General features: G+C 70.8%; 12 protein-coding genes. 2 read left to right on the forward strand and 10 right to left on the reverse strand.

All coding sequences use genetic code 11. The features are described 5' to 3' along the window. Nucleotides 1–7: 7 nt before the first annotated feature. From cydB to P3T35_RS17575, 10 genes are all read right to left on the reverse strand, one after another. A complete protein-coding gene (cydB, locus tag P3T35_RS17530) occupies nt 8–1,009 on the reverse strand; it encodes a cytochrome d ubiquinol oxidase subunit II (RefSeq protein WP_101380548.1) in 1,002 nt (333 codons plus the stop codon). 19 nt (nt 1,010–1,028) lie between these two features. Further along, nucleotides 1,029–2,573, reverse strand: coding sequence for a cytochrome ubiquinol oxidase subunit I (locus tag P3T35_RS17535; protein ID WP_101380549.1), 1,545 nt, complete (start codon nt 2,571–2,573; stop codon nt 1,029–1,031). Between the two features lie 285 nt (nt 2,574–2,858). Next, complete coding sequence (locus P3T35_RS17540) at nt 2,859–4,412, reverse strand: HAMP domain-containing sensor histidine kinase (protein ID WP_218976678.1); 1,554 nt, start codon at nt 4,410–4,412, stop codon at nt 2,859–2,861. Nucleotides 4,413–4,416: 4 nt separating this feature from the next. After that, the gene (locus P3T35_RS17545) at nt 4,417–5,262 is read right to left on the reverse strand and encodes a response regulator transcription factor (RefSeq protein ID WP_101380550.1); all 846 of its coding nucleotides are present in this window, start codon (nt 5,260–5,262) and stop codon (nt 4,417–4,419) included. Between the two features lie 202 nt (nt 5,263–5,464). After that, the gene (locus tag P3T35_RS17550) at nt 5,465–6,166 is read right to left on the reverse strand and encodes a VC0807 family protein (protein WP_101380551.1); all 702 of its coding nucleotides are present in this window, start codon (nt 6,164–6,166) and stop codon (nt 5,465–5,467) included. Between the two features lie 128 nt (nt 6,167–6,294). Further along, entirely contained in the window at nt 6,295–6,963 is a 669-nt protein-coding gene (locus P3T35_RS17555; protein ID WP_180356468.1) for a hypothetical protein, read from the reverse strand. Nucleotides 6,964–6,970: 7 nt separating this feature from the next. Next, nucleotides 6,971–8,182: an ABC transporter permease gene (locus P3T35_RS17560; RefSeq protein ID WP_101380553.1), complete on the reverse strand. Its 1,212-nt coding sequence runs from the start codon at nt 8,180–8,182 to the stop codon at nt 6,971–6,973. Next, nucleotides 8,179–9,030: an ABC transporter ATP-binding protein gene (locus P3T35_RS17565; RefSeq protein ID WP_101380554.1), complete on the reverse strand. Its 852-nt coding sequence runs from the start codon at nt 9,028–9,030 to the stop codon at nt 8,179–8,181. The genes P3T35_RS17560 and P3T35_RS17565 overlap by 4 nt, the downstream gene beginning before the upstream one ends. Further along, nucleotides 9,030–10,640 carry a biotin/lipoyl-binding protein gene (locus tag P3T35_RS17570; RefSeq protein WP_101380555.1) on the reverse strand — a complete coding sequence of 537 codons (1,611 nt, stop codon included), beginning with the start codon at nt 10,638–10,640 and terminating at the stop codon, nt 9,030–9,032. Before P3T35_RS17570 ends, P3T35_RS17565 begins: the two co-directional genes overlap by 1 nt. Before the next feature lie 232 nt (nt 10,641–10,872). Continuing rightward, nucleotides 10,873–11,307 carry a GNAT family N-acetyltransferase gene (locus P3T35_RS17575; RefSeq protein ID WP_101380556.1) on the reverse strand — a complete coding sequence of 145 codons (435 nt, stop codon included), beginning with the start codon at nt 11,305–11,307 and terminating at the stop codon, nt 10,873–10,875. Between the two features lie 61 nt (nt 11,308–11,368). Between P3T35_RS17575 and P3T35_RS17580 the strand changes: the two genes are divergently transcribed. Next, complete coding sequence (locus P3T35_RS17580; RefSeq protein ID WP_101380557.1) at nt 11,369–12,160, forward strand: alpha/beta fold hydrolase; 792 nt, start codon at nt 11,369–11,371, stop codon at nt 12,158–12,160. A 9-nt stretch (nt 12,161–12,169) separates the two neighbouring features. After that, a complete protein-coding gene (locus P3T35_RS17585) occupies nt 12,170–12,559 on the forward strand; it encodes a hypothetical protein (protein ID WP_101380558.1) in 390 nt (129 codons plus the stop codon). Nucleotides 12,560–12,569: the final 10 nt, after the last annotated feature.

Consider the following 12,569-nt stretch of genomic DNA (forward strand, 5'->3'; position numbering starts at 1 on the left):
CCGGAACTCAGTGCTCGACCGGAATGTGCTGCACGCCGATCCGCTTGCGGAACACCCAGTACGTCCAGGCCTGGTAGAGCAGCACCAGCGGCGTGAAGACGGCCGCCACGACGGTCATCACCTTGAGCGTGTACGCGGTCGAGGAGGCGTTGCTGACGGTCAGGCTCCAGGCCGGGTTGAGCGTGGACGGCATGACGTTCGGGAAGAGCGCCAGGAAGAGCATGCCGACGGCGGCCACCACGGTCAGCCCGGAGAGGGTGAACGCCCAGCCCTCCCGGCCGATCCGCAGCGTGGCGAGCGCGCCGACCAGGGCGAGCACCGCGACCACCAGGGCCGCCAGGCTCCAGCCGTCGCCCTGGTGGACCTGGGTCCAGATCAGGAACGCGGCCGCCAGCGCGGCGGTCAGCAGTCCGGCCCGAAGCCCCAACGCCCGTGCCCGGACCCGGATGTCGCCGACCGTCTTCAGCGCCGTGAAGACCGCGCCGTGGAAGACGAAGAGCGACAGGGTGACCAGGCCGCCGAGGATCGCATAGCCGTTCAGCAGGTCCCAGAACGTGCCGACGTAGTTCTTCTGCTGGTCGATGTCGACGCCGTGCACGATGTTGGCGAAGGCCACGCCCCAGAGGAAGGCCGGCAGCAGCGAGCTCCAGAAGATCGCCTGCTCCCAGCCGTTCTGCCAGGCGTCGCCGCTGCGCTTGTGGCGGTACTCGAAGGCGACGCCGCGCACGATCAGGCAGACCAGGATGATCAGCAGCGGGATGTAGAAGCCGCTGAACAGGGTGGCGTACCAGTCGGGGAAGGCCGCGAAGGTGGCGCCGCCCGCGGTGAGCAGCCAGACCTCGTTGCCGTCCCAGACCGGGCCGATGGTGTTGATCAGCACCCGGCGTTCGGAACGGTCGCGGGCCAGCAGCTTGGTGAGGATGCCGACTCCGAAGTCGAAGCCCTCCAGGAAGAAGTACCCGATCCACAGGACGGCGATCAGCACGAACCAGACGTCGTGAAGGTGCATGGCGAGTTCCCTTCCGGGCTCAGTAGGCGAAGGCCATCGGCTGGTCGGCGTCCTGGTCCGCGCCGGGACCGCGCAGCACCGGGTCCTTGGCGGGCGGCTGCTCGTCGACGTCGGGGCCGGCCTTGGCGTACTTGGCGAGCAGCCGGACCTCGATCACGGCGAGGATCGCGTAGAGCACGGTGAAGGTGACGAACGCGCCGATCTGGGTCCCGACGCTGACGTTGGGCGAGGCCGAGTTGGCGGTCTTCAGCAGGCCGAAGACGCTCCAGGGCTGCCGGCCCATCTCGGTGAAGATCCAGCCGAAGCTGTTGGCGATCAGCGGGAAGCCCATGGTCAGGATGCCGATCCGCCAGCTCCACTTGGTGAGCAGCGGGCCCATCTCCCGGGTGGGGGTGAGCATCAGGCGCGGCGGCTCGTCGTCGCCGGTGCGGAACTCGGGGGCCAGGAACCGCCGCTTGCGGGTGGTCCAGAGTCCGATCAGCCCGGCCACGAAGGAGGTCATGCCGAACCCGATCATCAGGCGGAAGCCCCAGTAGGTGACGAAGACGCTCGGGATGTAGTCGTGCGGGCTGCCGCCGTACTTGGCGGCCTCGGCGGCGGCGGTGTCGTTGATGCCGGGCACCGCGTCGGTGAAGTTGCTCTTGGCGAGGAAGGACAGTATCCCGGGGATCTGCAGCTCGACCGAGTTGTGGCCCTTGGTGACGTCGCCGATCGCGAAGATCGAGAACGGGGCGGGCTGCTCGGTGTTCCAGAGCGCCTCGGCGGCGGCCATCTTCATCGGCTGCTGCTCGAACATCACCTTGGCCAGGGTGTCACCGCTGACCGCGGTGCCCAGGCCGGCGACCACGGCCATCACCAGGCCGAGCCGCAGCGAGGTGCGCATCGAGGCGACCTTGCGGCCGTCCACCTGCTCAGGGCGGCGCTTGGCCTTCCACAGGTGGTACGAGGCGATGCCGACCATGAACGCGGCGCCGGTCAGGAAGGCGGCGGTGAGGGTGTGGAAGACCACGACCAGGGTGGTGTCCTGGAAGAGCACCTTGCCGATGTCGGTGAGCTGGGCCCGTCCGGTGACCGGGTCGATCCGGTAGCCGGTGGGGTGCTGCATCCAGGAGTTGGCCGCCAGGATGAAGTAGGCGGAGAGCATGGTGCCGATCGACACCAGCCACATGCAGGCGCAGTGCAGCTTCTTCGGCAGCTTGTCCCAACCGAAGATCCACAGGCCGATGAAGGTGGACTCGAAGAAGAAGGCGATCAGCGCCTCCATCGCGAGCGGGGCACCGAAGACGTCACCGACGAAGCGCGAGTAGTCGGACCAGTTCATGCCGAACTGGAACTCCTGCACGATCCCGGTCACCACGCCCATGGCGATGTTGATCAGGAAGAGCTTGCCCCAGAACTTGGTGGCGTGGAAGTACTTCTGCTTCCCCGTGCGGACCCAGGCGGTCTCCAGCCCGGCGGTCATCGCGGCCAGGCTGATGGTCAGCGGCACGAACAGGAAGTGATAGACGGTGGTGACCCCGAACTGCCATCGGGCGATGGTCTCGTGAGCGATTGCCAGCTCCACCTCGGCCTCTTCCCTGCTGATCGCCGCCCGGCCCCGGAGCGGACGGCTGTCCGTTCTGACCGGATTTCACCAGAATCCTGCCTCACTTAACCGGCAAAGGTGCGCTTTGTCGCAAACCGCACCAAGGCAGGTCAAGCTAGTGAGCTTGTGAACGTGAACACTTTCACAAGGTCTGCGAACAGTATGACCTACACACCATCAGCACGATGCGGCGGGGGTGCTGTTAAACCGCTCACAGCGGTGTGAAGACGCTGGTCAGGAGCCTGTCGCCGACGACAGCGCGGGTCAGGAGCCTGTCGCCGACGACAGCGCGACACGGAAGACGGCGCCCGCGCCGGCCCCGGTCTCCAGGGTCAGCTCGCCGCCGTGGGCGCGGGTCAGGGCTGCCGCGATGGCCAGGCCGAGGCCCGCGCCACCGCCGTCGAGCCGGCTGCGCGAGGCGTCCACCCGGTAGAACCGCTCGAACACCCGCTCCGCCTGATCATCCGTCAACCCCGGTCCGGCGTCGGCCACTTCGAGCAGGCACGAGCCGTTCACCGACCCCACCCCGATCCGCACCGGGGTGCCCGGCGGGGTGTGCTTGACCGCGTTGCCGACCAGGTTGCTGACCACCTGGCGCAGCCGCGCCTCGTCCCCCAGCACCGGCGCGGCGCCGGGCGCGCCGGTGCCGCCGGGGCCGGTCAGTGAGACCGGCCGGCTCGGGTCGAGCGCGGTCAGATCGTGCAGCGCGTCGGCGGCCAGCGTGCGCAGGTCCATCGGCGCCAGGTCGAGCGGGCGCTCCTCGTCGAGCCGGGCCAGCGTCAGCAGGTCCTCGACCAGGCCGCCGAGCCGCTGGGCCTCGGCCTCGATCCGGCCCATGGTCCGCTTGACGTCGGCCTCCTCGCGCAGCGCGCCCATCCGGTAGAGCTCGGCGAAGCCGCGGATCCCGGCCAGCGGGGTGCGCAGCTCGTGCGAGGCGTCGGCGACGAAGCGGCGCATCCTCGCCTCGGAGGCGGCCCGGGCCGCGAACGCCGACTCGATCTGGTCGAGCATGCCGTTGAGCGCCAGTGCGAGCCGCCCGACCTCGGTGGAGGTCGGCAGCTCGGGCATCCGCTGGGAGAGCTCACCGGCCGCGATCAGCGCGGTGCGGTTCTCGATCAGGCGCAGCGGGCGCAGCCCGGCCCGCACCGCGAAGAAGCCGACCCCGCCGAGCAGCACCAGCACCGCGCCGCCGATCGCCACGAAGGCGACCCCCAGCTTGTCCGCCGTGGAGTCCACCTCGTCCATCGAGGCGCCCACCACCACGAAGGCGGAGGAGCCGCCGTTCCCAGAAGCTTTGCCGGTCCCGGAGGCCGGGGCGGGCCGGTCCACCGGCAGGATCAGCACCCGCCAGGGGTCGTCGCCGTCCCCGCTCTGGCCCGGTACCTCGAACGCCTGCCCGCAGTGGGCGGTCAGCTCGTCGGGGGTGAAGTGCGGCAGCTGGAGGCCGGGGTCCGAGGGCGTCATCGGCTGCCGCATCGTCCGCAGCACGCTGCCGTCGGCGGCCAGCATCCGCACCTCGTAGAGGCTGGGCAGCATGCCGGTCAGCGGGTTGCGGCGGGTGGTGACCGAGTTGTCGACGGCGAACGGCGAGCTGGACGGCCCGGCACCGTGCTGGCCGCTGCGGTGGGCCAGCGGGGTGCCGACCCGCTCCAGCTGCTGGTCGAGCCGGCTGGTCATCTGGTTGCGCACGGTGCCGAGCACCACCAGGTCGCTGACCACCAGACCGGCGGCGACCAGCACCAGGGTGAGCGCCAGCAGCCTGGCCCGCAGCGAGAGCGGTTTCAGCACGCGCCCGCGCACCCGGGCCAGTCGCCGCACCAGGTCAGTCCTGGTTCTGCTGGGGCGGGCGGCGCAGCGCGTAGCCGATGCCGCGCACGGTGTGGATCAGCTTGGGGCCGTGCTCCGGCCCGGCGTCCAACTTGCGGCGCAGGTAGGAGATGTAGGACTCGACGATGCTGAGGTCGCCGCCGAAGTCGTAGGCCCAGACGTGGTCGAGGATCTGCGCCTTGGAGACCACCCGGCCGACGTTGGCCAGCAGGTAGTGCAGCAGCTTGAACTCGGTGGGCGACAGCGAGACCGGGCGGCCGTCCCGGGTGACCTCGTGGGCCAGCGGGTCCAGGGTGAGGTCGGCGACCACCAGGCGGCCGTCCTCGGCCGGTCCGCCGGCCCGGCGCAGGATCGCCCGGATCCGGGCGATCAGCTCCTCCAGGCTGAACGGCTTGGTGACGTAGTCGTCCGCACCGGCGGCCAGGCCGTGCACCTTGTCCTCGGTGCCGTCCTTGGCGGTGAGGAAGAGCACCGGCAGGTGCTCGGAGGGGCGGGGACGGCCGGGGCGGGCGGCCAGGCCGGCCGGGTTGGAGATCTGCTGGCGGCGGGTCTGCTCGCGCAGCCGCTCCACCACCGTGAAGCCGTCCACGTCGGGCAGCATCACGTCGAGCACCACCAGGTCGGGCCGCTCCTCGGCGATGGCGGCCAGCGCCTCCTCACCGGTGGCGGCCGACTCGACCCGGAAGCCGGAGAACCGCAGCGAGGCGGAGAGCAGCTCGCGGATGTTCGGCTCGTCGTCCACCACGAGCAGGAAGGCCTCACCGCTGGGCTGGCCGATCGGGGCTTGCGCGCCGGCGGTCGTTCCTGGGCGGATGGTTTCCTGTGTGGCGATCCCTGGCATCACGTGGCGGGCCTCCCGGCTCTGGGCGTTCTTCCGATCGGATGACAGACGGTTCCGGAGGCTACGCGAAATCTGTGAAAAATGCATGAGCCGGTTGGTCCCTCCGTATTCGACGAGACCAACCGGATCGGCGCGGTCACACCGCGTTGGCATGCGGCCACCGGCTTGTTCGTGAACGCCTCGCCGGTGGCGCGGGTGAAGATCAGGCGGTGGCGCCCGGCTCGCACTGGGCCGCCAGCGCCGCGCGGGCGGCCTCACCACGGGCGCGGGAGCGCTTGGCGTACGACATCGTCCAGAAGACCAGCGCACCGGTGAAGGCGTAGGGCAGGATGCTGTTCACCGTGACCACCTGGCCGTGGGGCAGCGTGTAGACGCAGACCAGCCGGATCGCCGCCTCCAGCAGGAAGCCCACGCCCCAGCCGATGGTGAGGTTGCGCTGCACGGTGCGGAAGCCCTCGTACTGCCACAGGCCGTTCCACCAGGCGATCTGCTCGGCGGTGCCGTCGGTGGCGAACTTGCGGCCGAAGTAGAACATCAGCGGCTTGGGCGCGAGCAGGGTGACCAGGCAGAGCACCCCGAACAGGCCGGTGATCGCCGAGTCCTTGGCGAGCAGCAGCTTGGCGTCGTGCGGGCCGATGAAGGAGACGATCAGGGTGAGCGCGACGAAGACCAGCGAGACCACCGCGAACTCGTCGACCCGGCGGTGCCAGACCAGGTAGATCACGACGTCGATGACCGGGCCGAGGCCGGAGAGCAGCACCGCGAGGTACTCGCTGGTGTGGCCGTGGAAGTGGTTGTAGATGAAGATCGGCGCCAGGATGTTGAAGCCGATGCTGACCAACCAGCTGAGGGCCGCGTTGGCGCCCTTGCGGGCAGGAGCGGGCGGCGGAGCGGAACTGGACAAGCTATTCCCCCGGGGAAGCGAATGTGCGACGCGCCGGCGCACTATCGCCGACGCGTCGCACATTGTGGCGGAACAGCGGGGTTCCGGTACAGAGAAGGGGAGGGTCCGGTTTCGCTCCTGAGGAGACGTCACCCGCCGTTCTTCGCACCGCCACCGGCGGAACCACCACCGGCGCTTCCGCCGCCGAAGCCACCCCCACCGAAGCCGCCGCCACCGAAGCCGCCGGCTGCGGCCGCGCCGCCCTCGGTCAGCTGGCTGGCCGAGTAGCCGCCCGAGCCGTCCGGGGTGCCGACCACGGTCACGCTCTGGCCCGGCTGCAGATCGCCGACCTTGCCGTCCTGGGAGACCGAGACCTTGGTGGAGCCGTCGGTGGTCACCTTGACGATGTTGCCGTTGGCGTCGGTGAGGTAGACGGTGCTGCCGTCCACCAGCTTGACCGTGCCGCGGGTGAAGCCGCCGGCACCGCCCTGGGAGCCGCCGCCCTGGGAGCCGCCGCCGCGGGTCCGGCCGCCGCCGCCCTGGGAGCCGCGCTGCGCCGCGGCCGCGGCCGCCGCCCGGTTGTTGCCGCCGCTGGTGGCGCCGTACTGCTTCTGGTACCAGGCCCCGCCGGCGAAGGCGCCGGCCGCGATCACCCCGCCGGCCAGCAGCAGGCTGAGCCAGGGGAGCTTGCGGCGCGGCGGGGCGGCCAGCTCGGCGCTGATGTCTCGCGCGTCCGGCGGGGTGGCCAGCAGCCGGGCCGGGTCGACGGGGTCGGCCATGGGGCCGGTGAGCTCGGTGAGCTCGTTGTCGATGCTCATGGGTTCCTCACTCGTGCCGCAGGGCGTCGATGGGTCGCAGCGAGGCGGCCCGGTTGGCCGGATAGCTGCCGAAGAACAGGCCGATGGCGACCGCGATGCCGAACGCGCCGAGCACCGAGGACGGGATCACCACCGGTTTGATGCCGACCACGCTGAAGTGCGAGCCGAGCATCCCGACCGCCACCCCGAGCCCGGCACCGATCACCGACAGCAGCGTGGACTCGGCCAGGAACTGCCCCAGGATCACCGCCTTGGGCGCGCCCAGCGCCTTGCGGATGCCGATCTCGCGGGTCCGCTCGGTCACCGTCACCAGCATGATGTTGGTGATCCCGATCCCGCCGACCAGCAGCGAGATCGCCGCGACCGCGCCGAGCAGCACGGTGAACGTCTGGCTGGTGCTCTCCCGCGCGCTGAGCAGCGACGACTGGTTGCTGACCCGGAAGTCCAGCTTGGTCGGGTCGGTCAGCGAGTGGGTGCCCATCAGGATCTGGGTGATCTCGGACTGGGCCTGGGTGGTGGTGTCGGCCGAAGTCGCCTCCACCAGGATCTGGTTGACCGAGCTGAAGCCGGTGAAGGCGTTCTGCACGGTCGGCAGCGGGGCGATCACCACGTCGTCCGGGTCGTTGAAGCCGGTGGCACCGCCCTTGGTGGCCAGCACGCCGACCACGGTGAACGGGGTGCCGCCCAGGCTGATCTGCTTGCCCACCGGGTCCTCGGTGTCGAACAGCTGCTGCGCGGTGGTCGAGCCGATCACCGCCACCTTGCGGGAGTTGAGCACGTCGTCGCTGCTGAAGTAGTCGCCGTGCGCGATCTTCTCGTTGGCGGTCTCGAAGTACGCCGGGTAGGTGCCGATCACCGAGCCGGGGGTGTACGAGATGTTGCCGTAGTCGGCAGCCGCGGTGGTGGTGACCACCGGGGCGACCGACTTGATGTCGGGCGCGGTGCTCGGATCGGCCAGCGCCCGGGCGTCGTCGACGGTCAGCTTCTTCACGGTGCTCGCCGTGCGGGCGCCGCCGCTCGAACCGGACGTCACGGTGAGCGAGTTGGTGCCGAGCGCGGTGATGGAGTTCTTCACCGCCACCGAGGAGCCGTTGCCGACGGCGAGCAGCAGGATCACCGAGGCGACACCGATCAGCACGCCGAGCATGGTGAGCGCGGAGCGCACCTTGTTGGCCGCCAGGCCCGCGAAGGCGAAGCGGATCATCTGCCAGAGGATCATCGGGGGCCTCCGACCAGCGGGATCTGCCGGGTGGTCGCCAGGGTGTCGGCGAGCAGCGGCGGCGGTCCGGCCACCGCGCCCTGCCGCACGTCGGACACCACCTGGCCGTCGACCAGCCGCAGCACGCGCTTGGCGTGGGCGGCCACCTCGTCCTCATGGGTGATCAGCACGACCGTTCGGCCGGTCGCGTTCAGTCCGTCGATGATGTTCAGAACCTCTTCGGTGGAGCGGCTGTCCAGGTTGCCGGTGGGCTCGTCGGCCAGCAGCATGGCGGGCGCGGTGACCAGCGCACGGGCCACCGCGACGCGCTGCTGCTGGCCGCCGGAGAGCTCGTTGGGCTTGTGGTCCATCCGCTGCTCCAGGCCGACCAGCGACAGCGCCGCCTCGGCGCGCCGGCGCCGCTCGGCCGCCCGCACGCCGGCGTAGGCCAGCGGCAGCTCCACCTGGGCCAGCGCGGTGGTGCGGGGCACCAGGTTGAACGACTGGAAGATGAAGCCGATCTTGCGGTTGCGCACCAGCGAGAGCTGCTGCTCGTCCAGGTGCCCGACGTCCACGCCGTCCAGCAGGTAGCGGCCGGCGGTCGGCACGTCCAGGCAACCCAGGATGTTCATCAGGGTGGACTTGCCGGAACCCGAACTGCCCATCACCGCAACGAAATCGCCCTGCTCGATGTCCAGCGTCACACCCTGCGGCTCACCGGTGGCCGGGTCGGACGGACCGCGCAGCGCGTGCACGGTCGCGTCGCCGTGGCCGTAGGACTTGGTGAGCCGGTGGACCTGGATGACCGGGGGCGGCGGGCCCTGCCGCCGCTCCTCGGCCGCCCGCGACTTGCGGGTGCGGCGGATCATCAGTTGCCGCCCTTGCTGCCGCCGCCACCGGTCCGGGCACCGCCACCGCCACCGCCGGCCCCGCCGCGGCCACCGCCGCCGAGGCCGCCGCCACCGCCGAAGCCGCCGGGGAAGGCGCCGCTCGGGAAGCCGTTGCTGCCGCCTGCGGTGGTCGGGATGATCTCCACCTTGTCGCCCTCGTTCAGACCGGAGACCACCTGGTCGGTGGTGTCGCCCTGGATGCCGACGGTGACGTTGACCCGCGAGGTGGTGCCGTCCGCGTTGACCACGGTGGCGGTCCGGCTGGCGCCGGTGCCGGCCAGCGCGGCGGCCGGCACCGAGAGCGCGTTGTCCGCCTTGCCGGTGACCACCGAGATGGTCGCGCTCATGCCGGTGCGCAGCTTGCTGGTGTCGCCGTTGATCTGCAGCACCGCGGCGTACTGCACCGCGCCGCCGGAGCTCGCACCGCCTCCGCTGGAACCGCTGCTCACCGGCAGCGAGCTGACGCTCAGCACGGTCGCGCCGAGCACCGTGTCGGACTGCGCGTTGAGGGTGACGGTGGCGGACTGGTTCTTCTGCAGCTTGAGCGAGTCCAGCTCGGAGAAGTCCGCGGTCACCTGCATGCCGCTCGGGTTGGTGATCACGATGAAGCCGGACGGCGTGCTGGAGCCGCTGCTGCTGCTCGACGTGGTCTTCGACGCCGAGGAGCTGCCACTGCCGCTGCCGCCCGAACCCGTCGCCCCGGAGCCGCCGCTACCGCTGACGGTGTCGCCGACCTTGCCGCCGACCGACGCGACGGTGCCACCGACCGAGGCGGTCAGCGTGGTGCCGGCCAGCGCCGTCTGGGCGTTGGTGACGTTGGTCTGCGCGGTGGCGAGCTGCTGCTGGGCCTGCGTCAGCTGCTGCTGCGCCTGGGCCACGGCGGCCGGGTCGACCTTGGTGGTGGTGATGGTGGTGGTCTGCGGGGCGGGGGCGCCGCCGCCGGTGCTGCCGCCGTTACTGCCGCCGCCGTTGTTGCTGCCGCCGCCGTGGGAAGTCGACGAGGTCGACGTCTGGTCACCGGACGTCGAGCTGGTGGGCGTGGCCGAACCGGACGAGGCCGACGGATCCGGCGACGGCGAGGGGCGGGAGCCGCCACCGCCGGAACCGGGGCCGGTGAACGACGCCTGCACCGCCGTGTTGCCCGCCTGCCCGACCGGCACGGTGCTGGTCGTGGTGGTCCCCGCCTGCGCCTTGGTCAGGTTGGCCTGTGCCGAGTCCACCCCCGCCTGCGCCGTCGACAGTGCCGCGTTGGCCGCGTCCACTGCCTGCTGCGCCGCGGTGGTGTCCACGGTGGCCAGCACTTCGCCCTGGGTGACGGTGTCGCCGACCGACACCTTCACGGCAGTCAGCTTTCCGCCGGTCACGAAGTCCTCGCCCGCGTCGGTGGGCGAGGAGAGGGTGCCGGATCCGGACACCGTGGCCAGGACCGTGCCCTTGCTGACGGTCGCAGTGCGGGTTGTCTGCTTGCTTGCCGCCGCGCTGCTGGTGCTGTTCACGGTGGTGTATGCCAGCACCCCGCCGGCGACCAGGGCCGCGCCGAGCACCGAGTTGACGAGGACGGCGCCACGCCGTCGCGGGAGGACCTTCATGGCTGTCAAGGGTCGCCCCGTGCTCTTGCGAAGCCCTGGGCGCCGCCTGGGTGGACGCTGAACCACCCAGTCCAGGCGGTTGCCGACATATTTGGACAAATGCCCCAGTTGACTCTGCCCGTCGAAGACGCCGTTGAGGCAACTCCCAGAGTCTTCCCAGCCACCTGGGTCGTGGATCTCACGAGTCCCTCGGGGCCCCGGGAGCCCGAGAGGCCTGGCGCCTACCGGTCGATCACAGGTCGATCTGGTAGCGGATGAAGCCGCGGTTGTCGGCCACCTTGTCGTAGAGCAGCCGGGCGGTGGCGTTGGTCTCGTGGGTCATCCAGTAGACGCGACCGCAGCCGCGCTCGCGGGCGAACTCGACCACCGCCTCGATCAGCGCCCGCGCCACGCCCCTGCCGCGCACGTCGGCGGCCGTGAACAGGTCCTGCAGGTAGCAGACGTCCGGGCCCGAGGTGTTGGCGTGCACCAGGAAGTGGGTGATCCCGACCAGCCGCCCGTCCAGCTTGGCGCCGAGCGCGTGGATCCGGGTGTCCTCCTGGAAGCCGGCCCAGGAGCGGTCGTAGGTCTCCTGCGGCTCGTCCCGCTTGTAGAAGGTGAAGTAGTCGCGGAAGAGCTCCGCCCAGTCCGCGCGGTCGCCCTCGGTCAGCCTGTCAATGGTGAGCATGCGGCTCATTGTTGCGCCACACTCGCGGCCGGGGGAATCGGAAATCGCGGAGGGAACCCGTATGGCGTTGGACGGCACGGCACTTGACACCACGGCGCATGACGTCACGGTCGCGGGCGGCACCGTCCGGGCCTATGACAGCGGCGGTGACGGACCACCAGTTGTGCTACTGCACCCGGGAGTCGGCGACGCACGCATCTGGGAGCCGATGCTGCCGGGCCTGACCGCCCGCTACCGGGTGATCCGCTACGACGTGCGCGGCTACGGCAACTCGCCGGCCCCGACCGTCCCGTACTCGATGTCGGCCGACCTGGTCTCGGTGCTCGACCACTTCGGCTTGGAGCGGGTCCCGCTGGTCGGCTGCAGCATGGGCGGCGCGACCGCGCTCGCCCTGGCACTGCAGCACCCCGAGCGGGTCAGCGCGCTCGCCCTGCTCTGCCCCGGTGTCAGCGGCTACGAGTGGCCGCCGACACCGGAACTGGACGCCGAGTACGACGCGCTGGTCGCGGCCGGCGACCTCGACGGGCTCACCGCCTGGGGACTGCGCGTGTGGGGAGCGGCCGGCTCCGACCCGGCGGCGGTGGCCCAGCTGCGCTCGGCGGCCAAGGCCTGGCCCGGGGAGGACGAGTTCCTGCGCGAGGACCCGCCGAGCTACGACCGGCTGGGCGAGGTCGCGGTGCCCAGCGCGCTGCTGGTCGGGGACCTCGACTGGCCGCCGCAGATCGAGCTCAACCTGGAGATGGCCCGCCGGCTCCCCGGCTGCCGGCTCACCGTGCTGCCCGGCGTCGACCATCTGCCGCCACTCCGCGCGCCCCAGCTCCTTGTTGACGCCGTGTCAGCTCTGCTCGGTTAACCTGGAGCGGTGACCCTGCTGATCCGCACCGACTTCGCCGACCAGGCCGGCTGGGACGCCCTGTGCAGCGCCGTCCGCACCCCGTCCGAAGAGGGCTCCGTTGCCGACGTGGCACTGGTGGAGGAGCCCGGGTACGCCGGCCTGAGCACCGAACAGGTCATCCCGCTGCTGCCCGAGGACGTCGCCCAGCGGCTGGTGGCACTGGCCGACCAAGTGACGTTCTCCTCGCACGAACTTCCGGTTCTGCTCGTCGATCTCCTGGAGCAGCGGTCGATCCGGGTGGTGGCCAGCGAACTGCAGTCCGTGGAGACGGAGCTCTCGCTGGCCAACCTGGAGTTCGACGACGTCGCCCGGGAGGTCGAGGAGGACGGCGTCTTCCGGGGGTTCCCGGGCTTCTAGTCCGGCGCTG

The sequence above is a fragment of the Kitasatospora sp. GP30 genome (assembly GCF_029892145.1).
GTDB classification, from domain to species: domain Bacteria; phylum Actinomycetota; class Actinomycetes; order Streptomycetales; family Streptomycetaceae; genus Kitasatospora; species Kitasatospora acidiphila.